This is a genomic window from Streptomyces mutabilis, from assembly GCF_014649815.1.
In the GTDB taxonomy this organism is placed as follows: domain Bacteria; phylum Actinomycetota; class Actinomycetes; order Streptomycetales; family Streptomycetaceae; genus Streptomyces; species Streptomyces mutabilis.
The window spans coordinates 78,896-101,286 of record NZ_BMTT01000001.1 but is presented as its reverse complement, the minus strand read 5'-3'; the positions used below and the strand labels follow the sequence as shown (position 1 = coordinate 101,286).

Genomic DNA, 22,391 nt, shown 5'->3' with positions numbered 1-22,391 from the left:
CCCCACCCTCGCTCAGGTCGTTCGAGTTTGTTCGTTCAAGACCGTACGAGCTGAGAGCATAGGTGCCGGATCTGCAGAAGAGGGAGGGGCACATGCCCGAGCGCGGGCCGTCCACACCGCACGCACCGCAACCGATCACCCCACAACCGAACACGCCGCACCCGCCGCACACGGCCGGACCGGGAACGGGACCGGCCGTCGGCTCGCTGCCCGACGACCGTGGCAACCGCGGCGCGCGCCGCACCGGACTGCTCGTCACCCTCCTCCTCGGCGGGCTGACCGCGACGCCGCCGCTGGCGATGGACATGTACCTCCCCGCGCTCCCGGAGGTCACCCGGTCCCTGAGCGCGCCCGCCGCCACCGTGCAGCTCACGCTCACCGCCTGCCTGGCCGGCATGGCGCTGGGACAGCTCGTGGTCGGGCCGATGAGCGACAAGTGGGGCCGCCGGCGGCCGCTGCTGACCGGCCTCGCCGTGTACGTCGTCGCCACCGCGCTGTGCGCGCTCGCGCCGACCGTGGAACTGCTGGTCGCCTTCCGGCTGGCGCAGGGACTCGCGGGGGCCGCCGCGATCGTCATAGCCCGGGCGGTCGTGCGCGACCTCTATGACGGTGTGGCCATGGCCCGCTTCTTCTCCACCCTCATGCTGATCTCCGGGGTCGCCCCCGTCGTCGCACCGCTCATCGGCGGACAGATCCTGCGGGCGACGGACTGGCGGGGCGTCTTCGTCGTGCTCACGGTCGTCGGCATCGCGCTGGGCGCCGTCGTGTGGGCCAAGCTGCCGGAGACGCTGCCGGAGGGGGAGCGGCACGAGGGCGGCGTCGGCGACACGCTGCGCGCCATGCGCGGGCTGCTCGCCGACCGCGCCTTCACCGGCTACATGCTCGCGGGCGGGTTCGCCTTCGCCTCGCTGTTCGCCTACATCTCCGCGTCGCCGTTCGTCATCCAGGAGATCTACGGGGCGTCGCCGCAGACGTTCAGCCTGCTGTTCGGGATCAACTCGATCGGGCTGGTCGCGGTCGGGCAGATCAACGGCAAGATCCTGGTCGGGCGAGTGCGTCTGGACCGGGTACTGGTCCTCGGCCTGCTGATCGTCATCGTCGCCGCCACCGCCCTGCTGCTGATGTCCCTCGGCGTCTTCGGCGAGGTCGGGCTCGCGCCGGTCGCCGCGGCGCTGTTCGTGCTGATGTCGGCGATGGGCATCAGTCTGCCCAACACGCAGACGCTCGCGCTGATGCGGGTGAAGAAGTCGGCCGGCTCCGCCTCCGCGCTGCTCGGCACCTCCTCCTTCCTCATCGGCGCCGTCGCCTCGCCGCTGGTCGGGATCGCGGGGGAGGACACCGCCCTGCCGATGGCCGTGGTGCAGCTCGTCGCGGCGGTGGTGGCGCTCGCCTTCTTCATGGGGATGTGCCGTCGCCCTTCGGAGGGAGAAGAGAGCTGAGCACACCGAGACTGCGCAGCGGCACCCCGGAGCGGGCCGGGCTCGACCCCGAGCAACTCCGCCGTGTCGTCGAGGAGGTGCACGGCCTCACCACCGGGGAGCGGCCCTGGGCGGCGGGCGCCGTCGTCGCCGTGGGGCGGGGGCCCGTGCTCGCCGTGGAGGAGGCGGCGGGCTGGGCCGTGCGCTACTCGGCCTACGACGCGCGCGCGGACGCGGGCGTGGAACTGCCCGAGCGCTCCCGGGTGCCCATGAGCGTCGGTACCCCCTTCGACCTGGCGTCCCTGACGAAGCTGTTCACGGCGGTCGCCGCCGTGCAGCAGATCGAACGGGGCACCCTCGGCATCGACTGGGAGGTCGGGGCGTACCTGCCGGACTTCCGGGCGGCGGCCGTGCACGGGATCACGGTGCGGCAGCTGCTCACGCACACCTCCGGGCTGCGCCCCGAGCTGCCGCTGTACGACTGTGCCGACGACGAGGAGCGGATGCGGCGGCTGCGGGCGGAGCCGCCGGTGGGGGTGCCGGGGACGTACTGCTACTCGGACCTGAACATGCTGCTCCTCCAGCACGTGCTGGAGCGCATCACCGGCCGCGCCCTCGACGTCCTCGTCCGCGACGGGATCACCCGGCCGCTGGGCATGGCGGCGACGCGCTTCGGGCCGTGCCCGGGGGCGGCGGCGACGGAGGACCAGCGGCGGCCGTGGGCCAAGGCGGACCGGGGGATGCTGCGGGGGGTCGTGCACGACGAGAACGCGTGGGCGCTGGGCGGGGTGGCGGGTCATGCGGGGCTGTTCTCGACGGGGCGGGACCTGGCGGTCTTCTGCCGTGCGCTGCTGGCGGGCGGCTCGTACGGGCCGGCGCGCATCCTCGGCCCGGACTTCGTGGAACTGCTGCTGACCGGGCCGGGGCTCGGCTTCGCCCTCGACCAGCCGTGGTTCATGGGGGAGTTGGCGGGGCGGGGGGCGGCCGGGCACACCGGGTTCACGGGCACGATGCTGGTCCTCGACCGGGCGACGGACACGTTCGCGGTTCTCCTGGCCAACACGGTCCACCCACGGCGCCGGCCGCCGGACAACGGGCCGCGGGCGGGGCTGGGGACGCGGGTGGCGCGGGCCGTACGGGTCGCCTCCGGCGGTTGAGCGCCCTCCCTGGCCGCCGGCGCCGCAGGCACCCCGCCCAACCGCCGGAGGCAACCGCGCCCCATACAATGCGCCGAGTGAACGACCCCGCCGAAACCCTGCGTGCCGCCCTCGCCGAGCTGGTCGACGGGCTCCCGCCCCGCCAGGCCGCGCAGGCCGTGGAGCGGCTGATCGCCAACTACCGCGGGGCCACCCCCACCGACGCCCCCATCCTGCGCGACCGCGCGGACGTCGTCGCCTACGCCGCCTACCGCATGCCCGCCACCTTCGCCGCCGTACGCTCCGCGCTCGCCGCGTTCGCGGACGCCGTGCCCGGGTGGGTACCCGGCGGCCACGTCGACGTCGGCGGCGGGACCGGCGCCGCTACCTGGGCCGTCAACGACACCTGGCCGGGTGCCCGCCCGGTGACCGTGCTCGACTGGGCCGAGCCCGCGCTCGCCCTCGGCCGGGAGATCGCCGCCGCCCTCCCGGCCCTGCGCGACGTCCGCTGGCAGCGCTCCCGGATCGGAGCGGCGCTCACCGTGGAGAGCACCGATCTCGTCACCGTCTCCTACGTGCTCAACGAGCTGACCGGCCCCGACCGCGCCGCCCTCGTCGACGCCGCCGCCTGGGCCGCGCGGGCCGTCGTGATCGTGGAGGCCGGGACGCCGGACGGGTACGCCCGGGTCATCGAGGCCCGCGACCGGCTGATCGCCGCCGGGTTCCGGGTGGCCGCCCCCTGCCCGCACAGCGCCGCCTGCCCCATCGTCCCCGGCACGGACTGGTGCCACTTCGCGGCGCGGGTCAGCCGTTCCTCCCTGCACCGACAGGTCAAGGGCGGCTCCCTCGCCTACGAGGACGAGAAGTTCAGCTACGTCGCCGCCACCCGGCTCCCCGTCGAACCCGCTCCCTCCCGGGTGGTCCGGCGCCCGCAGATCCGCAAGGGCCAGGTCCTGCTCGACCTGTGCGAGCCCGACGAGCAGCTGCGCCGCCGGACGGTCACCAAGCGCCACGGCGACCTGTACAAGGACGCCCGCGACGCCGACTGGGGCGACCCCTGGCCCTCTCCGGAGGCCAACCAGCCCACGCAGTAGGGTCGTTGACCGAAGGAGGGGGCATGGCAGCACCGCTCACCGGGCGCGGGGAGACCGTCGCCCGTACCGTCTCCGCCGCGCTCACGGCGACGCGGCAGCTCACCGGCGGTCTCGGTACGGCGCTGCTGGCGCTCCTCGTCGCGTGCGGGCTCGCCCTCACAGCCGTGGCCTGCCTGGTGGGCGTGGGCCTGCTGATGGCGCCGACCGCGCTGCGCGCACTGCACGCCCTGGCCGCGCGGGAACGGGAGCGGCTGGGTCGCTGGGGCGAGCAGGTCGTGGCCCCGGACGCGCCGTCGAACGGGCTGCGCCGCGCCCTCGCCGATCCGGTCACCCGGCGTGAGGTGCGCTGGGTGGTCCGGCACGCCACCCTGGGGCTCCTGCTGGGGCTGCTCGGTGTGCTGCTGCCGATCTGCGCCGTCCGGGACACCACCTTCCCGCTGTGGTGGCTGGTCCTCCCGGGGGACGCCACGACCACGTCCGTGGGGATCGGCACCGCCCACTCCTGGTCGGACGCCCTCGCGGCGGCGCTGCTGGGGGCGGGCTGGGTCGCGATCCTGCTGGGGCTGGGTCCGGGAATGGCGCGGCTCCAGTCCGGGCCGGGACGGCGGTTGCTGGCGGCGGGGCCGGGAGTGGACCTGTCGTTGCGGGTGGCGGAGTTGACGACGACGCGGGCGGCGGCGCTGGACGCGCACGCGACGGAGTTGCGGCGGATCGAGCGGTCGTTGCACGACGGTGCGCAGAACCGGTTGGTGTCCGTGACCGTGTTGCTGGGTGCGGCGCGTCGGATGGCGCACCGGGATCCGGTGGGGGCGGAGGAGTTGCTGGAGCGGGCGCAGGTGGCGGCGGAGGAGGCGTTGGCGGAGTTGCGCGGGGTGGCCCGGGGGATCCTGCCGCCGGTGCTGGCGGACCGGGGTCTGGCGGGGGCGTTGTCGGGGCTGGCGGCGGACTGCGCGGTGCCGTGCCGGATCGAGGCGCGGGTACCGGGGCGGTGCGCGGCGTCGGTGGAGGCGACGGCGTACTTCGTGGTGGCGGAGGCGTTGACGAACATCGCGAAGCACAGCGGGGCCCGGCGGGCGTCGGTGACGGTGCGCGGGAGCGGGGGGCGGTTGCGGGTGGTGGTCGAGGACGACGGGCGCGGTGGCGCGGACGAGGGCGGCGGCACGGGGCTGACGGGCATCCGGCGCCGGGTCGCGGCACATGACGGCTCTCTTCGCCTGGACAGCCCGCCGGGCGGACCTACGACCCTGGAAGTGGACCTGCCCTGTGGAACCTGAAGTGGACCGCGCCCTGCGGATAGTGATCGCCGAGGACGACCCGCTGCTGCGCGAAGGGCTCGCCCTGCTGCTGCGCGCAGAGGGCCTGGACGTGGTGGCGACCGCGGACACCGCCGAGTCGGCGCTCGACGCCATCGACGCGCACGAGCCCGATGTGGCCGTCCTGGACGTACGCATGCCGCCCACCCACACCGACGAGGGCGTCCGCGCGGCCGTCGAGGCCAGGCGCCGGCGGCCCGCGACGGCCGTCCTGGTGCTGTCCGCGTACGTCGAGCAGTCCTTCGCAACCGATCTGCTGACCGGCGGGGTGGGCGGACTCGGCTACCTGCTCAAGGAACGGGTCGGGCGGGTCGAGGAGTTCATGGACGCGCTGCACCGGGTCGCGGCCGGGGGTACCGCCATCGACCCGGAGGTCGTCGCCCAGCTGTTCACCCGGACCCGGCAGGACACCCGCCTGGAACGCCTCAGCCCGCGCGAGCGGGAGGTGCTCGCCCTGATGGCCGAGGGCCTGGGCAACGGCGCCATCGCCGCGCGGCTGGTGGTCACCGACGGCGCGGTCCACAAGCACATCCGCAGCATCTTCGCCAAGCTCGACCTGTCCCCGGCCGACCGGGTCGACCGGCGGGTGGCCGCCGTCCTGCACTACCTGGAGAACGCGCGGGCCCAGCCCCGCTGACCGCTGGGGTGCAGCGGGCCGTACCCCGGCCCGGGGGCGCCCCTTCGGGCGGCACCGTCCGGTGTCGGCCGAAGGGGCGTCCGGCTCCTCACGCACCCTGTTCGCTCGCGGCCCGGTCCTCCTGTCGGCGTTGTCCGCGCTGTCGTTCCTGGAGCTTGCGCAGCAGTGCCCGCTTCTCGGCGCGCGGGTCCGGGGCGCCGCCGATCCGGCCGCCCCGGTCGCCGCCGCGCAGGGCGTCGCGGCCGAGCTTTCGACGGGCACCGCCGACGCCCAGCATGTTTCCGGCTCCACCTCGGGTCATGGGATCCCCTCTCCGCGGTTACTGGATCAGTACGAGACGTTGGATCAATGCGAGACGGTGCGTCTCGTTTCGTCTCGGTCCACTGTCCGGCGAGACGTACCGTCTTGTCAACCTGATAGATTCGAGCCATGGCCGCCTCGAAACCCACCCACGCCCCCGCCGCCGACAAGCCGCACCCCGACGTCAGCCGCCGCAGTCAGCGGTCCCGCCGGGCCATCTACGACGCGGCCCTCGCGCTGGTCGCCGAGGTCGGGTATCCGAGGACGACCATCGAGGGAATCGCCGCCCGCGCCGGCGTCGGCAAGCAGACGATCTACCGCTGGTGGTCCTCCAAGGCGGACGTCCTGCTGGAGGCATTCCTCGACCTCGGCGACCGGGCCGTGCAGGCGGCCGGGGAGGAGGGCGTCGGCATCCCGGACACCGGTGACCTCGCGGCCGACCTCAAGAGCGTGCTGCGTGCCACCGTCGACGAACTGCGCGACCCGAAGTTCGAGGCCCCCTACCGCGCCCTCGCCGCGGAGGGCGTGGTCAACGAGCAGCTCGGGCGGGCGTTCCTGACCGAGCTGCTCGAGCCGTCGCTCCAGCTGTTCGTCGACCGGCTGCGCTCGGCCCAGGACGCCGGTCACCTCCGTGCGGACCTCGACCCGCGCATCGCGCTCGAACTGTTCGTCTCGCCGCTCGCCCAGCGCTGGCTCCAGCGCACGGCCCCGATCTCCCACGGGTACACCGACACGCTCGTCGACTACGCACTGCACGGGCTCGCGCCGCGCTGACCGCAGACCGACCGGCGAAAACCGGCCGAACAACCCTGACCAGGGAAGTTTGTCCCTTCCCGGCCCCGAAGCGCGGAATGGTGCGACCATAGGGCATGCTGGTGCGCACGACGGCGAGGCGAGGGGATAGATGAGAGCGGAGTTCGGCGGTCGGAGCGGTCTGCAGGGCAAACTCTCCCAGTGGCTGCGCGGACGCCGCCCCAAGGAGGCCGCCGGTGACGGTGGCCGGGAGGATCTGCTGCTCGCCGCCGCCGACGCGGGACTGCCCCTGGCGCCCGCCGCGCACCCGGCCGGATACCGCTGCTCCTGCGAGCGCGTCGGCTGCCCCACCCCCGCCCGGCACCCGGTGTCGTTCGCCTGGCAGACCCAGTCGACGACGGACCGCTCGCAGATCGAGCGCTGGGCCCGCCACCAGCCCGAGGCCAACTTCATCACCGCGACCGGCATGGTGCACGACGTCCTGGACGTACCTCTGGAGGCCGGTCGCGAGGCGCTCGGGCGGCTGCTCGACGCCGGTGTCGAGGTCGGCCCGGTCGCCGAGAGCGACGACGGCCGCATGCTGCTGTTCACCCTCACCCGGGGCACCCCCGAGGACGAGGACGAGTGGTGGCCCTGCGAGCTGGACTGCCACCCCGAGACGATGGACGAGCATCCCGGCCTGCGCTGGCACTGTCGCGGTTCCTACGTGCTCGTACCGCCCGCCCGGCTGCCCGGCGAGGACCGCACGGTGTACTGGGTGCGCGGCCCCGAGCACCCGCTGCCGGACCCGCTGACCCTGCTGGAGACCCTCACCGACGCCTGTGCCCGGCACGCCGGCGCGGAGGGCGACCACGCGGGCGCCGCCTGGCCCCTGCGCCGCTGAGCGGGGCCGGCCTACGGCGGGGCGGCTACTCGCCCTTCGCCGACGTCAAGCCCTGGACCCGGCCCACCACGGACACCGGGCCGTCCGCCGGGTCGAGCCCGATCTGGTTGGAGACGAACTCCATCGTCAGCGACTGCTTGATCTCGCCGTCCGTCAGCGCCAGCACGTCCTCGTTCGGCGTCGGCACGGACACGCCCTGCGCCGCCGTCTGCTTCTCGTAGTGGCGCGTGCTGAAGAACACCGCCGCCCCGCCGTCCTTCGTGCGCAGCGCCAGCGGCGCGTAGTCGCCGTTCGTCAACGGCTCGTCGATGTACTGGGTGACCAGGCCGGGGCGCTTCGACCGCTTCTGCCGCAACTCGCGCCAGGCACTGGTGTGGGCGCCGTCCGCGAAGCCTTGCCCGCCGTCCTTCAGGTACGCCGTGTAGTCCTTGCTCAGGTCGCCGGGCGGGGTGGCCACGTCGGCGGAGTTCGCGGGGACGGCCTCGGCCCAGCCGTCCGCGTCGGTCCTGAACTCCGGCACCTTGCCCGGGGCGACCAGCGTCAGGTACGCCGCCTGCCAGGTCTCGTCCAGGCCGTGCCGGGTGAACACCAGTAGCCAGCGCGTGTCGCCGCCCTTGTTGCCCTTGGCGTCCGCGACGAACCAGCGCGGCCAGCCCGCCTTCTTGGGGATCGTGAACTCGGCGTCCGTCAGCTCCAGCGGCGTGTGCGACGGGTTGCCGTCCGGGTGATTGGCCCGGCCCGCCTTCAGCCGTGCCGAGTCGATGGCGGCGAGGGCGCCCGTGGTGTGCCCGGCGTCCAGGGAGGTGTCGTACGCCTTGTCGGCCGCGTTGTACGCGGCGGTGAACTGCTCGAGCGCCTTCGCGGCCTCGGCCCGGGTGGCCGACGGGAGCACCTCGCGCTCACCGTGCACCACCACGCAGCCGCTCGCCGTCAACGACAAAGCGGTCGCCGAGGCGGCTATGAGCGCCTGCTTGCCAAACCTGCGGGGCCTACGAGGGCCGCGATCCCAGCTCATCAGGTTCCTTCACCTTCCCCTTCCCGGAGGCGAACCCTACCGGGGCGAAACGGCGCCCGGACGCCGGGACGGGGTACCGCGGCCTCTCCGTGACCTCGCGTCACGGGTCGCGGCGCCGGAGGACCGGAACGGCCCCCGTGCGCGGGCGCGGCAGCACCTCCACCGGCTGGTGGCAGACGTCGGAGAGCACTCGCCGCCTTGCCGTACGACGAGGCCCCCACGCCGGTCCGGCCGCTCGACGACGATGCTTGAATGCCCCGGTGACCAACTACGACGTACTGCGCGTCTTCTGCGCGCCGAACGGCGGATACGGCAACGAGCTCGGCGTGGTCCGGGACGGCTCCGTGCTGCCGGACCCGGCGGGGCGGCAGGAGCTGGCCGCCGAACTCGGCTTCAGCGAGACCGTGTTCGTCGACGACCCCGAGCGCGGCGTCGTCGACATCTACACGCCGACCCTGCGCCTGCCGTTCGCCGGGCACCCCTGTGTCGGCACCGCCTGGCTGCTCGACGTGCCCGAACTAGTCACCCCGGCCGGGGTGGTGGGCGCCCGGCTGGACGGCGAGTTCAGCTGGATCGAGGCCCGCCCCGAGTGGGCCCCGCCGCGCACCCTGCGCCAGTACGACACCGCCGCCGAGGTGGACGACCTGGCGGTGCCGCCGCCGGGCGAGCGAGGCGAGATGGGGGTCCCCCCGGACGAAGCCTGGGGGAGGGTGTACGCCTGGGCGTGGGAGGACGAGGCGGCCGGGCGGGTGCGGGCCCGCGCCTTCCCGGGGCGCGGCGACGGCATCGACGAGGACGAGGCGACCGGCGCGGCGGCGCTGCTGCTCACCGAGCGGCTGGGCCGGGCCCTGAACATCACCCAGGGGGCCGGCTCGCAGATCCTGACCGCGCCGCAGCCCGAGGGCTGGGTCGAGATCGGCGGCCGGGTGCGCCTGGAACGGTGACGGGCGCCGCTCACCCCGGGAGCGCGAACCCGCCGCTCACGCGGAGAGCGGGAACTCCTCGCCCAGGGCCCGGAAGACCGCCGTGTTCAGGGCGAAGGCCCGCTTGCACTCGGCGACGACCCGCTGCTTCTCCAGGCCGTCCGCGCGGATGCCGTCCAGTAGCTCCCGGTACTCGCGCTTGAACGCGGCCGGGTTGGTGATCTCCTCGAAGACGTAGAACCGGACCCCGTCGCCCTTCCTGGCGAAGCCCCACGTCCGCTCCGCCTTGTCACGGATGATCTGGCCGCCGGACAGGTCGCCGAGGTAGCGGGTGTAGTGGTGGGCGACGTACCCGGCCGGCCAGTCCTCGGCGCACTCGCGCACCCGGGCCGCGTACTCCTCGGTCGCGGGCAGGGCGGTCAGCCCCGCGCACCAGTCCGCGCCGCGCAGGTGCGCCAGGTCCCGCTCCAGCGAGGCCAGCCGCATCAGCTCCGGCCGCACGAACGGCCCGGCGACCGGGTCCGACGCCAGCCGGCCGGCCCCGGTCTCCAGGGCCTCGTAGACGAACCACAGCTGCTCGGTGTAGCGCGCGTAGGCGTCGACGCCGAGCCGCCCGCCCAGCAGGTCGCTCATGAAGGTCGAGGTCTCCGCCTCCACGTGCTGCTCGTGGGAGGCGGTGCGGATGAGCGTCGAGAAGGAGTCCATGCCTGATTTTCTGTGGTTAGGTTCACCTAAGTCAACAGTTTGCCGACGGCCTGTCGGTAAGGTCTACCCGGACGCGGAACGGCCCGCCCTCCGAGGAGAGCGGGCCGTTCCGGTGGCGGTACCAGGGGTCGGTCAGGGAAGAGTCAGGATCTCGGCCCCGGAATCGGTCACCACCAGCGTGTGCTCGAACTGCGCCGTCCGCTTGCGGTCCTTCGTCACGACCGTCCAGCCGTCGTCCCACATGTCGTACTCGTGCGTCCCGAGCGTCAGCATCGGCTCGATCGTGAAGGTCATACCGGGCTGGATGACGGTGGTGGCGTGCGGGCTGTCGTAGTGCGGGACGATCAGCCCGGAGTGGAACGACGAGTTGATCCCGTGCCCGGTGAAGTCCCGTACCACCCCGTACCCGAACCGCTTCGCGTACGACTCGATGACCCGGCCGATGATGTTGATCTGCCGTCCCGGCTTGACCGCCTTGATCGCGCGGGCCAGCGACTCCCGGGTCCGCTCGACCAGCAGCCGGCTCTCCTCGTCCACGTCGCCGACCAGGTACGTCGCGTTGTTGTCGCCGTGCACGCCGCCGATGTACGCCGTCACGTCCAGGTTCACGATGTCGCCGTCGCGCAGTACCGTCGAGTCCGGGATGCCGTGGCAGATGACCTCGTTGACCGAGCTGCACAGGGACTTGGGGAAACCGCGGTAGCCGAGCGTCGACGGGTAGGCGCCGTGGTCGCACATGTACTCGTGCGCCACCCGGTCCAGCTCGTCCGTGGTCACGCCGGGAGCGATGAGCTTCGCGGCCTCCTCCATCGCCCGTGCCGCGATCCGCCCGGCGACCCGCATCGCCTCGATCGTCTCGGGCGTCTGCACCTCCGGTCCGGTGTACGGCGTCGGCGCGGGCTTGCCGACATACTCGGGCCGCCGGATGTTTCCGGGTACGGGACGGGTGGGAGAGAGCTCCCCAGGTACGAGCAGCGACTGGCCAGAAGACATGACAGCGAGTCTAACCAGGGGCATGCGAGACCATGTCCCTGGCGAAAGGAGCCGGTCATGGCCCTGTTCAAGAAGCGCACGGTCGGAAAACCGGGCGAGTGGTACTACTGCCTGGAGCACAAGAAGGTCGAGGAGGGCCCGGAGTGCCCGGCCAAGAACCGCTTCGGCCCGTACGCCTCCCGCACCGAGGCCGAGCACGCGATGCGGACGGCCCGCGAGCGCAACCTCGAGTGGGAGAACGACCCCAAGTGGCACGACGGCCCGGCCGGACGCGCGGACGAGGACTGACGGTCAGCCCTCCACGGTCGCGGACCCGGCCCCGCTCCCGGCGGCGGCTGCGCGCTCCTTGCGCAGCCGCACCGCGTGCTCGTTCGTCCGCACGTCGAACCGCATCATCGTCGGCAGGCACAGCGCCAGCAGCGCCACCGCGCCCGCGCACAGCAGCCCGCCCGACCACACCGACGCCCGCACCCCGGTGAGTGCCGCCATGCCACCGGCGCGGACCTGGCCGAGCTGCGGGCCCACGGAGTACGACAGCAGCTCGATACCCGCGAGCCGGCCGCGCAGCTCGTCCGGGATGGTCTGGTTCCACATCGCCCCGCGGAAGACGCCGCTGACCATGTCGCAGGCACCGGCGAGGACGAAGCAGAGCAGCACCAGCCACACGTTCCCCGCGATTCCCGCGGCGGCGATCGCGAGGCCCCACCCGGCCGCCGCCAGCACCACCATCCGCCCGTGCCGGTGCACCCGCGACGTCCAGCCGCCGCTGAGGCCGACCAGCAGCGAGCCTGCGGGGATCGCCGCGTACATCAGCCCGAGCGACCACTCGGCGTCCAGCTCGTCCGCCAGGAACGGCAGCAGCGCGAGCGGCATCGCCAGGAACATCGCGGCCAGGTCGACCGCGTACGTGCCCAGCAGCTCCTTGCGGTGCCACGCGTACCGGGCGCCCTCCGCGATCGCCGCCCACGACGGCCCGCGCGCCCCGTGCGAGGCGGGGGAGGCGGCGAGGCCGGCCACCAGGAGGACGGAGACCAGGAAGGTGAGCAGGTCGACCGCGTACGCCCACCCCAGCCCCGCGTACGCCACCACCACCCCGGCCAGCGCCGGGCCCGCGATCCCGCCCACCTGCCAGCGCACCGCGTTCAGCGAGGCGGCGGCCGGCAGGTGCTCGTGGGCCACGATGCGCGGGATCAGCGAGTCCAGGGCCGGGCGCTGCACGGCCGCGAGCGCCGAGGTGAGCGCGGCGATCACGTACAGCGGCCAGACGGCTGGGCTCGGCATCAGCGCGTTGACCAGCAGCGCGGCGGACAGCAGACCCTGACCGGCCTCCGTCCGCACGATCAGCTTCCGCTTGTCCCAGGCGTCGGCCAGGGCACCCCCGTACAGCCCGAACACCACCAGCGGTACCAGCTCCACGGCGCCGATCGCGCCCACGGCCGCCGCCGACCCCGTCAGCTCCTTGATCTGCACCGGCAGCGCGACCAGCGTCAGGAAACTCCCGAAGTTCGTGATCAGGCCGGAGAGCCACAGCCGCCGGAAGTCCCGCGAGGCCCGCCAGGGCGAGAGGTCGGGCAGCAGGGCGCGCAGACCGGTGGGCCCGGCGTCGGGCTCGGGAGCGTCGTGGGTCACGAGGGGTCATCGTCGGCCGGGGCACGGGCGTGGGCAACCGGTTTTCCGGGCGCCCGCCTCCGTCACCAGCGCGACGGAGGCGGGGCCGTCAGGTGGTCGGCCAGGCGGGAGAGGCGGTCGCGGAAGCGGCGGGGGCCCCGCGGGGGCGGCACCGCGTTCTCGCCGGCCGCCGCGCTGACCAGGTGCTGCACCGTGTCCAGGTCCAGCTCGGCGCCGTCCGGCACGGACAGGGCCTCGTGCGCCATGGCCGTCAGCTCCCGCTCGCCGCTGCCCAGGGCCAGCACCGTGGCGCCGGCCCGGCGGGCGTCGTGCACCCGTTCCAGGAGCGGGGCCCCGGGGTCGTCGGGCGTCACCACGAGCAGCGTCTCGCCGCGCCGGGCCGCCGCCAGCCGTCCGAGGCCGACCGCCAGGTGCGCCGGGTCCGACGGCCGCGCGTCGTGCCGTACGAGGGTGGGGGCCAGCTCCGGAGTCCCCGACCAGGCGGCCTCGTCCACCAGGTGCGCCGCCAGGTGCCAGGGCTCGTACTCGGCGGTGCCCACCAGCAGCAGCCCGCCCCCGTGCGGCACCACGGACCCCCTGAGCGCCCCCGCGAACCTCCGGGTGGCCCCCAGCCACTCGGTCCCGGCGAGCACTTCCCGCAGCAGCGCGACCCGTACGGCGTCCATGCGCCCGCATCCTGCCGCAACCCGGCCCGCGCGGTCCGGCGTTCGCCCGGGATTCGCCCGACCCGGGGACGGCCGGGGACGACCGGGGACCCGGTCCGGTGACGTCCGGCACCGGGCGGGACCTCGGCCCGTGCGGCGGCCGGGACGGACGTAGGGTCGGCCCATGACCTCTACCGACAGTGCTGCACCGAAGGCCCCCGCCAAGGACCCCTGGGACCTGCCCGACGTATCCGGGCTGGTCATCGGCGTGCTCGGCGGCACCGGCCCCCAGGGCAAGGGCCTCGCCTACCGCCTCGCCAAGGCCGGCCAGAAGGTGATCGTCGGCTCGCGCGCCGCCGAGCGCGCCGAGGCCGCCGCCGAGGAGATCGGCCACGGCGTCGAGGGCGCCGACAACGCCGAGACCGCCCGCCGCAGCGACGTGGTGATCGTCGCCGTGCCGTGGGACGGTCACGGCAAGACCCTGGAGTCCCTGCGCGGGGAACTGGCCGGCAAGCTCGTCGTCGACTGCGTCAACCCGCTCGGCTTCGACAAGCGGGGCGCCTACGCGCTCAAGCCCGAGGAGGGCAGCGCCGCCGAGCAGGCGGCCGCCCTGCTGCCGGACAGCCGGGTCACCGCCGCCTTCCACCACCTCTCCGCCGTCCTCCTGCAGGACCCGGAGATCGACGAGATCGACACCGACGTGATGGTGCTGGGCGAGGAGCGGGCGGATGTGGAGATCGTCCAGGCCCTCGCGGGCCGCATCGCCGGCATGCGCGGCGTCTTCGCCGGACGGCTGCGCAACGCCCACCAGGTCGAGTCCCTGGTCGCCAACCTGATCTCCGTCAACCGCCGCTACAAGGCACACGCCGGGCTCCGCGTCACCGACGTGTGAGGCGATGGGGGACACTGGTGGGTGCCGGCCGCGCCGGCGCAGTACCCGCACGTGTCCCCCGACAGGAGCCCGCCCCATGCCCCGCCTCGCCCTCTACGCCCTGGTCGTCTGCGTCCTCGCGGTGGCCGCCGCCGTCGTCTCCTTCGTGCAGGGCAGTGTCGTGATCGGCGTCGTGTGGGTGCTGCTGTCCGGTGTGTCGTCCAACATGTGCTGGTACTACGTCAAGCGGGGCCGCGACGCCCGGCGTGCCACGTCCGTCACGGGCTGACGGTGCACAGCTCGTCCGTCTGCCAGAAGCGGTACAGCTCGAAACCGCAGTAGGTGTCGATCTCGCCGATCCCGAGGGAACGCAGGATCGCGTCGATCGCGTCGAAGAACACGCCGTTGACCGCCGGGATCCACAGCAGCGCGAACACGATCAGCAGTCCGAACGGCGCCAGCGGCTCCACCTGCCGCCGCACGTTGTACGACAGCCAGGGCTCGATCACCCCGTAGCCGTCCAGGCCCGGCACCGGCAGGAAGTTCAGGATCGCGGCCGTGACCTGGAGCAGCGCCAGGAAGGCCAGCGCCAGCCGGAAGTCGCGCGGTACGCCGTCCAGCGCGTCCAGCCAGAACGGCGCCGTGCAGACGATCGCGAACAGCACGTTCGTCAGCGGCCCCGCGGCCGAGATCAGACTGTGCCGCCAACGTCCCCGGATGCGCCCGCGCTCGATGAAGACGGCACCACCGGGCAGACCGATCCCGCCCATGATCACGAACAGCACCGGGAGCACGATGCTCAGCAGGGCGTGCGTGTACTTCACCGGGTTCAGCGTGAGGTAGCCCTTCGCGCCGACCGAGATGTCCCCGCTGTGCAGGGCGGTGCGCGCGTGCGCGTACTCGTGCAGGCACAGCGACACGACCCAGGCGCCCGTCACGAACAGGAACACGGCCACGCCCGGCTGCTCGGCGAACCCGGTCCAGGTGGCCCAGCCCGTGACCGCGGTGACGGCGACGATCCCGAGGAACACGGGACTGATCCGCCGGTCGCTCCGGTGGACGGGGGCGGTGGTCATGGGGCTCCCTGGGCTTTTCGGCGTGCGGACCCGGCCGGCGGGACCCGCGGGGACTGCCCGACCGTACCGGGCGCACCGGGAGAACGTCTCGCGGTCGGCGGGAGGTTCCGGGCGAGGCCGGCCACGGGGCCCCGCGGACCGGTGGCCCCGCGGCTTCCGGCACGTGTTCCCCGCGTTCCGTCGACCGTCCCGTTCCCGGTGGTCCGTCGCCGGTCCTGCGTTCTCGCGGTCCGTCGCCCGTCCGTGCCTCGCCCGTCCGCGCCTCGCCCGGTCCGTCGGCTGCGCCGCGTCCCGCGGCCCGCCGGCCCCGCGTCCCCGGCGACCGGCAAGCCCACACGCCGCACCGGCAGAACCTCGTGACCGGCTCCGACGGCAACGGGGACAATGGACCCCGTGCGCTATCGCATCCTCGGCACCACACAGGTACTCCGCTCCGACGGCACGGCCGTCCCGGTCGGCGGGGCGCGGCTGCGCGCACTGCTGACCGTGCTCGCGCTCAGGGCCGGCCGCACCGTGCCCGCGGGACTGCTGGTGGAGGAGGTGTGGGCCGGCGACCCGCCCGCCGACGCGCCGGGCGCGCTGCAGGCGCTGGTCGGGCGGCTGCGCCGGGCCCTCGGGGCGGACGCGGTCGTCTCGGCCGACGGCGGCTACCGGCTCACCGCCGGCCCCGAGGACACCGACCTGCACCGCTTCGACCGGCTGGCGGGCGAGGGCACCCGCGCCCTCGCCGACGGCGACCCCGCCAAGGCCGCCGCCGTGCTCGACGACGCCCTCGGCCTGTGGTGTGCCCCCGCCCTCGCCGACCTGCCCGACCGCACCGCGGAGGCGGCCCGTTGGGAGACCCGGCACCTGGACGTCCTGCGGGCCCGCCACACCGCCGCGCTGGACCTCGGGCAGGCCGAGCACTCCCTGCCCGAGCTCACCGCGCTGTGCGACGGCCACCCCCTGGACGAGCCGCTCCAGGCCCTGCGGCTGCGCGCCCTGCGCGACACCGGCCGCACCGCCGAGGCGCTGGCCGCCTACGAGGACGTACGACGGCTGCTCGCGGACCGGCTCGGCGCCGACCCCGGCCCCGAACTGCGGGCACTGCACGGACAGTTGCTGAATCCCGGCCCGCCCGAGAGTCCCACCGGACCCGCGCCCTTGGCCGGACCGCCGGGGACGCCCGCCGCGCCCACCGGACCTGAGGGCTCCGCCGCGCCGGACGCCTCCGCCGAACTCACGCCGTCCGTCGCGGGCGCCGCCTGTCCGGCGTCCGCCGGCTCCGCCGGTGCCGCCTCCCCGTCCGCCGGTACCGGTGTGTCCGCCGCCCACCCGTCGGCACAGGCCCACCCCGCGGCCCCCGCCCGCACCACGTCGCCCGCCGCTTCGGCCTCCGCCGGCCCCACGGCGCCGCCGGGCCCTGAGGCCCAGGCTTGCGCCACCGTGTCGGCGCCCCGCCCCCGCGGCAACCTGCGAGCCCGGCTCACCTCCTTCGTCGGCCGGGACGCCGACCTGGCCGCCCTCCGCGCCGACCTGGCCGCCACCCGCCTCGTCACCCTCCTCGGGCCCGGCGGCGCCGGCAAGACCCGGTTGTCGCAGGAGGCCGCCGAGGGCGCCGGCGACCCGGCACGGGACGGTGCCTGGCTGGCCGAACTCGCGCCCGTCGACGGCCCCGACGCCGTGCCGGAGGCCGTGCTGACCGCGCTGGGCGCCCGCGAGACCGTGCTGTACGGCGCCGGCGCGGAGGAGATGCGGGCCGTCGCCGCCACCGACCGGCAGGCCACCGCGGTCGAGCGCCTCGTCGAGCACTGCGGCCGCCGCCACATGCTGATCGTCCTGGACAACTGCGAGCACGTCGTCGACGCCGCCGCCCGCCTCGCCGAGGAACTGCTCGCCCGCTGTCCGAACCTCACCGTCCTCGCCACCAGCCGGGAACCCCTCGGCGTACCGGGGGAGCTGCTGCGCCCGGTGGAGCCGCTGCCCGAACCGGCCGCGCTGCGGCTGCTCGCCGACCGGGGCGCCGCCGCCAGCCCCGGCTTCCGCCCCGACGCCGACGAGGAGACCGCGGACGCCTGCGCCGAGATCTGCCGCCGCCTCGACGGACTGCCGCTCGCCATCGAACTGGCCGCCGCCCGGCTGCGGATGCTGACCCCGCGCCAGATCGCCGACCGCCTCGACGACCGCTTCCGCCTGCTCACCTCCGGCAGCCGCACCGTCCTGCCCCGCCAGCAGACCCTGCGCGCCGTCGTCGACTGGTCCTGGGACCTGCTCGACGAGGAGGAGCGGGAGGTGCTGCGCCGCCTGTCCGTCTTCGCGGGCGGCTGCGACCTCGCCGCCGCCGAGGCCGTGTGCGGGCCCGCCGCCCTGGACGCGCTCGGCTCCCTCGTCGACAAGTCCCTGGTCGTGGCCGCGCCGTCCGGGAGCGACGGGATGCGCTACCGGCTCCTGGAGACCGTCGCCGAGTACGCCGGCGAACGCCTCGACGAGTCCGGCGGCCGACCCGCCGCCGAGCGCGCACACCTGACGTACTACCGGGAACTCGCCCGCACCACGGACCCGTTGCTGCGCGGCCCGCGACAGCTCGCCGCCATCGAGCGGCTGGAGCGCGAGTACGAGAACCTGCGCACCGCCCTGCGCCACGCCATCGCCGAGCGCGACGAGCAGGAGGCGCTCAGCCTGTCCCTGTCGCTGGTCTGGTACTGGCAGATGCGCGACATGCGGGTGGAGGCGCGGAACTGGTTCAGCGAGGTCATGACCCTCGGTCCGGACCCGTTCGCCGAGCCGGTCCGCCGCGCCGAGCCGGTGTGGGAGCGGTGCACGTCCGCCCCGCCCCCGATGACCGGTGAAGTGCTCGCCGAGGCCCGCCGAGGCGTCCACCTGGCCCATCTCGCCTGCATGGACACCGAGCTGGACGCCTGGCAGAGCCCGGCGGCCAAGCGGAAGCTGCGCGCCATCGCCGTCACGTACGAACCGGGCATGCCCCAGACCTGCTTCCCTCCCGGCCTGCTCTGGTTCTTCGCCGTGATGCTCTCCGGCGACATGGTGCGGCTGCGCGAGATCATGGACGGAGCCGTGCGCACCTGCCGCGAGACGCCGGGATACGACTGGGCGCTGGCCGGCAGCCTCCAGATGCGCGCCAACTTCCTCGCCAACCGCACCGAGTGGGCGGGCGACGCCACCAGTGACGCCGACGAGGCGCTGGAGATCTACCGCCGCCTCGGCGACGCCTGGGGCACCGCCGAGGCCCTTGCCGCCCGCGCCGAGGCCCGGGAGCGCAAGGGCGAGTTCCAGCTCGCCGCCGCCGACTACCGGGCCGCCGCGCAGCACGCCGAGCGGCTCGGCGCGCACGCCCACGTCGACGTCCTGGAGGCCCGCCTCGGCAGTGTGCTGCTGGAGGCGGGCGAGGGCGAGGAGGGTGAGCGCATCCTGTACGCCGTGATCGACCGCACCGACGGCGCGGGGCACAGCGGCGCCATGCCGGCCGCCCGGCTCTTCCTCGCCGGCTGGCTCGGCATGACCGGCCGGACCGCCGAGGCACGGGTGCAGCTACGGCTGCTGCGCCGGGACTTCGCCATCTCGCACTTCATCGTCTTCGACGCCTTCATCCTCGCCGCCGAGGCGTGGATCGCGACGCTGGAGGACCGGCACGAGGAGTGCCTCGACAAGGTCCGCAAGGCGCTGGAGCGGGCCGAGGACCCGCTGTCCGCGGCCATCGCCCCGCACATGCGCTCCGGCTGCCTGACCATCGCCGCGATGGCGCTGGCCCGCGTGGACGGCGGGCGCCGGGCCGCCGACGCCGCGCGCTGCATCGGCGCCGCCGACGCGATGCTGCCCCCGGAGCACGTCTCGATGGGCCTGGAGCGGGACGCACGCGCCCGGGCCACCGGGCGGGTCCGCGAGGTGCTCGACGCCGAGGCGTACCACGCCGCGTACGCCGAGGGCGACGGCCTCTCCCCGCGGGAGGCCCTCGTCCTCGTCTGACCCGGGACCCGCGGCCGTCCGTGCCGGCCCGGTCAGGTCTTCGTACGGAACTTGTGGATGGCGACCGGCGCCATCACCGCCGTGATCGCCACCGACCAGGCCAGCGTGATCCACAGGTCGTGCGCGACCGGGCCGCCGACCATCAGTCCGCGCGCCGCGTCGGCGAGCGTGGACAGCGGGTTGTAGTCGGTGAAGGCCTGCAGCCAGCCCGGCATCGACTGCGTCGGCGCGAAGATCGAGGAGCCGAACTGGAGCGGGAACAGCACCAGGAAGCCCATCGCCTGCACCGACTGGGCGTTTTTGAGGATCACGCCCAGGGTGATGAACACCCACATGATCGACGAGGCGAACACCGCCGACAGGCCCACGGCCGCGAACAGACCGCCCCAGCGCTCGATGTCGAAACCGACCAGGACGGCGACGACCATCAGCACCGTCGTCGCGAACAGCATCCGCAGCATCTCCACCGCGATCTTCGCGAAGAGCACCGAGCCGCGCCCGATCGGCAGCGACCGGAAGCGGTCCATGACGCCGGAGTTGAAGTCCTGGCTGAACCCGGTGCCGACGCCCTGGGACAGCGTCATGCTCATCATCGCGATCATGCCGGGGATCACGTACTGGACATAGCCGTCCTGGCCGCCGCCCAGGGCCTGGCCGATCGACCCGCCGAAGACGTACACGAACAGCAGGGTGAAGACGACCGGCATCAGCACGGCGTCGAACATCGACTCCGGGTCCTGGCGGATCCACAGCAGGTTGCGGCGGACCAGGGCGCCGGTGTGCCGCACGTGCCCGCGCAGCGAGATCCGGGCGTCGGGAGTGGGTGCGGGTGCGGGAGTGGGGGTCAGGGTGGCGGCGCTCATACGGCGACCTCCTCGCGGGTGTCGGCGGGCGCGGGGTCCTGCGGGGCACTGGCGCGGTGGCCGGTGAGCGACAGGAAGACCTCGTCCAGGCTGGGCAGTTCGGTGGTGACGGAGGAGACGGTGATGCCGCGCGCGGTGACCGCGCCGACCACCGCGGTCAGCTGCTCGTCGCTGAGGATCGGCACCAGGACGGCACCGCGCTCCGTGTCCACGGTGGAGCTGGCGAGCCCGGTGATGCCCAGCTCGTCCAGGTGGGAGGCGAGCGGGCGGAGCTGGAGCGGGTCGGCCGGGCGGACCCGCAGGGCGCGGCCGCCGACCTTGGCCTTCAGCTCCTCGATGCCGCCGTTCGCGATGACCTTGCCGCGGTCCACGACGGTCAGCTCGGAGGCGAGCTGCTCGGCCTCCTCCATGTACTGGGTGGTGAGCAGCACGGTGACGCCGTCGCCGACCATGCGCTTGACCTCGTCCCACACCTCGTTGCGGGTGCGCGGGTCCAGACCGGTCGTGGGTTCGTCCAGGTACAGCACCGCCGGATTTCCGATCATGGAGGCGGCGAGGTCGAGGCGGCGCCGCATGCCGCCCGAGTAGGTCCTCGCGGGCCGCTTGGCGGCCTCGGTGAGCGAGAACCGCTCCAGCAGTTCGTCGGCCCGCCTGCGGGCGTCCTTGCGGGACAGGTCGAGCAGGCGCCCGATCATGTAGAGGTTCTCCCGGCCCGGGAGCTTCTCGTCCACGGACGCGTACTGCCCGGTGAGACCTATCACGCGCCGCAGCTGCCGCGGCTGCCGTACGACGTCGTAGCCGGCGACGTGCGCCCGGCCGGCGTCGGGCGTGATGAGGGTGGACAGGATGCGGACGAGGGTGGTCTTGCCGGCCCCGTTCGGTCCGAGCACACCCATCACGGTGCCCTCGCGCACATCGAGGTCGACGCCGTCCAGTGCCTTGGTCTCGCCGTAGTGCTTGACCAGCCCCCGCACGGTGACCGCGCTGCCCGCGGTCCGGGGGCTGTCGTCGATTCGCTTCATGCCGACGACGTTGTCAGCCTCTGCCGACAAACCGCCGACATCCCGCCGACAGCACGGTGCGGGCACCGACATCCCACCGACACCGCCGAGACGGGGACCGGCCCCGCCGACGGGGGAAGATCGGCGGGGCCGGTGTGTGGTGCCGCGATGGCTCAGTGGACGGAGTGCTCGTCCTGCGGGAACGTTCCGCCGACAACGTCCTCGGCGAAGGACTTGGCCGCGTCGCCGATGACCTGGCGCAGGTCGGCGTACTTCTTCACGAACTTCGGCACCCGGCCGCCGGTCAGCCCGAGCATGTCGGTCCACACCAGCACCTGGGCGTCGGTGTCGGGTCCGGCGCCGATACCGACCGTCGGGATGTGCAGCGACCGCGTCACCTCGGCGGCCAGCTCGGCCGGTACCAGCTCCAGGACGACCGCGAAGGCGCCCGCGTCCTGCACGGCCTTGGCGTCGCGCAGCAGCTGCTGGGCCGCCTCCTCGCCCCGGCCCTGCACCCGGTAGCCCATGGCGTTGACGGACTGCGGGGTGAGGCCGATGTGCGCCATCACCGGGATGCCGGACTCGACCAGCAGCTCGATCTGCCGGTGCGAGCGCTCGCCGCCCTCCAGCTTGACCGCCCCGACCCCGGCCTCCTTCACCAGCCGGGTCGCCGAGCGCAGCGCCTGCACCGGGCCCTCCTGGTAGGAACCGAAGGGCAGGTCGCCGACGACCAGGGCACGCGAGGTGCCGCGGACGACGGCCGCGGACAGCATGGTCATCTCGTCGAGGGTGACCGGCACGGTGGTGTCGTAGCCGAGGTGACAGTTGCCCGCGGAGTCGCCGACGAGCATGACCGGGATGCCGGCCTCGTCGAAGACGGACGCGGTCATCGCGTCGTAGGCGGTGAGCATGGGCCACTTCTCGCCGCGCTCCTTGGCGGCGGCGATGTCCCGGACGGTGATACGACGGTTGCTCTTGCCCCCGTACAGCGCCTTGCTCCCGTCGGCAGGGCGGCTCTGTGGCGTCTGGGCAGCCGAAAGCTGCGTCATGGCAACGGCTCCTTCAAGTCATCTCGAGGCGCCCTCACGGCGTCCCCGGATCCCTTCCATGGTGGCACTTCCCGCGCCCCGGCGGCTAGGGGACCCTCCTCCCGGCCCCCGATCCGTCGTGCCGA

General features: G+C 73.9%; 22 protein-coding genes. 12 read left to right on the top strand and 10 right to left on the bottom strand.

Annotated elements, in window-relative coordinates:
- Positions 1-92 precede the first annotated feature (92 nt).
- The 5 genes from IE142_RS00445 to IE142_RS00425 all read left to right on the top strand — a co-directional run bounded on the left by IE142_RS00445 (position 93) and on the right by IE142_RS00425 (position 5,598).
- Positions 93-1,439, top strand: coding sequence for a multidrug effflux MFS transporter (locus IE142_RS00445; protein ID WP_191883851.1), 1,347 nt, complete (start codon positions 93-95; stop codon positions 1,437-1,439).
- The gene (locus tag IE142_RS00440) at positions 1,406-2,575 is read left to right on the top strand and encodes a serine hydrolase domain-containing protein (RefSeq protein ID WP_191883850.1); all 1,170 of its coding nucleotides are present in this window, start codon (positions 1,406-1,408) and stop codon (positions 2,573-2,575) included. Before IE142_RS00445 ends, IE142_RS00440 begins: the two co-directional genes overlap by 34 nt.
- A 77-nt stretch (positions 2,576-2,652) precedes the next feature.
- Positions 2,653-3,648: a small ribosomal subunit Rsm22 family protein gene (locus IE142_RS00435; RefSeq protein ID WP_191883849.1), complete on the top strand. Its 996-nt coding sequence runs from the start codon at positions 2,653-2,655 to the stop codon at positions 3,646-3,648.
- A gap of 23 nt (positions 3,649-3,671) precedes the next feature.
- A complete protein-coding gene (locus tag IE142_RS00430; protein WP_191883848.1) occupies positions 3,672-4,922 on the top strand; it encodes a sensor histidine kinase in 1,251 nt (416 codons plus the stop codon).
- A 13-nt stretch (positions 4,923-4,935) separates the two neighbouring features.
- Entirely contained in the window at positions 4,936-5,598 is a 663-nt protein-coding gene (locus IE142_RS00425) for a response regulator transcription factor (RefSeq protein ID WP_043377174.1), read from the top strand.
- A gap of 88 nt (positions 5,599-5,686) precedes the next feature.
- Here IE142_RS00425 and IE142_RS00420 read toward each other — a convergent pair whose 3' ends face one another.
- A complete protein-coding gene (locus tag IE142_RS00420) occupies positions 5,687-5,899 on the bottom strand; it encodes a DUF6243 family protein (RefSeq protein ID WP_191883847.1) in 213 nt (70 codons plus the stop codon).
- Positions 5,900-6,027: 128 nt separating this feature from the next.
- Between IE142_RS00420 and IE142_RS00415 the strand changes: the two genes are divergently transcribed.
- A complete protein-coding gene (locus IE142_RS00415) occupies positions 6,028-6,672 on the top strand; it encodes a TetR/AcrR family transcriptional regulator (protein WP_191883846.1) in 645 nt (214 codons plus the stop codon).
- Between the two features lie 130 nt (positions 6,673-6,802).
- Positions 6,803-7,534 (top strand): bifunctional DNA primase/polymerase, encoded by a 732-nt coding sequence (locus IE142_RS00410; RefSeq protein WP_191883845.1) that lies wholly within the window; start codon positions 6,803-6,805, stop codon positions 7,532-7,534.
- Between the two features lie 25 nt (positions 7,535-7,559).
- Here IE142_RS00410 and IE142_RS00405 read toward each other — a convergent pair whose 3' ends face one another.
- Positions 7,560-8,549: an SCO2278 family lipoprotein gene (locus tag IE142_RS00405; protein ID WP_191883844.1), complete on the bottom strand. Its 990-nt coding sequence runs from the start codon at positions 8,547-8,549 to the stop codon at positions 7,560-7,562.
- Between the two features lie 260 nt (positions 8,550-8,809).
- On the opposite strand from IE142_RS00405, the gene IE142_RS00400 reads away from it, so the two are divergent.
- On the top strand, positions 8,810-9,493 hold the full coding sequence (locus tag IE142_RS00400; RefSeq protein ID WP_191883843.1) for a PhzF family phenazine biosynthesis protein: 684 nt from the start codon (positions 8,810-8,812) through the stop codon (positions 9,491-9,493).
- Positions 9,494-9,529: 36 nt separating this feature from the next.
- Here IE142_RS00400 and IE142_RS00395 read toward each other — a convergent pair whose 3' ends face one another.
- Both IE142_RS00395 and map read right to left on the bottom strand, forming a co-directional pair.
- A complete protein-coding gene (locus IE142_RS00395; RefSeq protein ID WP_191883842.1) occupies positions 9,530-10,177 on the bottom strand; it encodes a biliverdin-producing heme oxygenase in 648 nt (215 codons plus the stop codon).
- 132 nt (positions 10,178-10,309) lie between these two features.
- Positions 10,310-11,170, bottom strand: a complete 861-nt coding sequence (gene map, locus IE142_RS00390) for a type I methionyl aminopeptidase (protein ID WP_191883841.1) — start codon at positions 11,168-11,170, stop codon at positions 10,310-10,312.
- Positions 11,171-11,227: 57 nt separating this feature from the next.
- Here map and IE142_RS00385 point away from each other — a divergent pair, with 57 nt between their 5' ends.
- Positions 11,228-11,458, top strand: a complete 231-nt coding sequence (locus IE142_RS00385; RefSeq protein ID WP_191883840.1) for a hypothetical protein — start codon at positions 11,228-11,230, stop codon at positions 11,456-11,458.
- 3 nt (positions 11,459-11,461) lie between these two features.
- On the opposite strand, the gene IE142_RS00380 is transcribed toward IE142_RS00385, so the two are convergent.
- Together IE142_RS00380 and IE142_RS00375 are read right to left on the bottom strand one after the other, a co-directional pair.
- On the bottom strand, positions 11,462-12,799 hold the full coding sequence (locus IE142_RS00380) for an MFS transporter (RefSeq protein ID WP_191883839.1): 1,338 nt from the start codon (positions 12,797-12,799) through the stop codon (positions 11,462-11,464).
- A gap of 62 nt (positions 12,800-12,861) precedes the next feature.
- A complete protein-coding gene (locus IE142_RS00375) occupies positions 12,862-13,464 on the bottom strand; it encodes a hypothetical protein (RefSeq protein WP_043373616.1) in 603 nt (200 codons plus the stop codon).
- Positions 13,465-13,627: 163 nt separating this feature from the next.
- Between IE142_RS00375 and npdG the strand changes: the two genes are divergently transcribed.
- Both npdG and IE142_RS00365 read left to right on the top strand, forming a co-directional pair.
- Entirely contained in the window at positions 13,628-14,335 is a 708-nt protein-coding gene (gene npdG / locus IE142_RS00370; RefSeq protein ID WP_191883838.1) for an NADPH-dependent F420 reductase, read from the top strand.
- Between the two features lie 76 nt (positions 14,336-14,411).
- A complete protein-coding gene (locus IE142_RS00365) occupies positions 14,412-14,603 on the top strand; it encodes a hypothetical protein (protein ID WP_052839954.1) in 192 nt (63 codons plus the stop codon).
- On the opposite strand, the gene IE142_RS00360 is transcribed toward IE142_RS00365, so the two are convergent.
- Entirely contained in the window at positions 14,593-15,390 is a 798-nt protein-coding gene (locus tag IE142_RS00360; protein ID WP_191883837.1) for a site-2 protease family protein, read from the bottom strand. The genes IE142_RS00365 and IE142_RS00360 overlap by 11 nt on opposite strands.
- Before the next feature lie 384 nt (positions 15,391-15,774).
- On the opposite strand from IE142_RS00360, the gene IE142_RS00355 reads away from it, so the two are divergent.
- Positions 15,775-19,353, top strand: coding sequence for an AfsR/SARP family transcriptional regulator (locus IE142_RS00355; RefSeq protein WP_191883836.1), 3,579 nt, complete (start codon positions 15,775-15,777; stop codon positions 19,351-19,353).
- A gap of 32 nt (positions 19,354-19,385) precedes the next feature.
- Here the strand turns inward: IE142_RS00355 and IE142_RS00350 are convergent, their stop codons facing one another.
- From IE142_RS00350 to panB, 3 genes are all read right to left on the bottom strand, one after another.
- Positions 19,386-20,216: an ABC transporter permease gene (locus tag IE142_RS00350; protein WP_191883835.1), complete on the bottom strand. Its 831-nt coding sequence runs from the start codon at positions 20,214-20,216 to the stop codon at positions 19,386-19,388.
- Complete coding sequence (locus IE142_RS00345) at positions 20,213-21,238, bottom strand: ATP-binding cassette domain-containing protein (RefSeq protein ID WP_191883834.1); 1,026 nt, start codon at positions 21,236-21,238, stop codon at positions 20,213-20,215. Before IE142_RS00345 ends, IE142_RS00350 begins: the two co-directional genes overlap by 4 nt.
- Before the next feature lie 152 nt (positions 21,239-21,390).
- Entirely contained in the window at positions 21,391-22,266 is an 876-nt protein-coding gene (gene panB / locus IE142_RS00340; RefSeq protein ID WP_191883833.1) for a 3-methyl-2-oxobutanoate hydroxymethyltransferase, read from the bottom strand.
- Between the last annotated feature and the right edge of the window lie 125 nt (positions 22,267-22,391).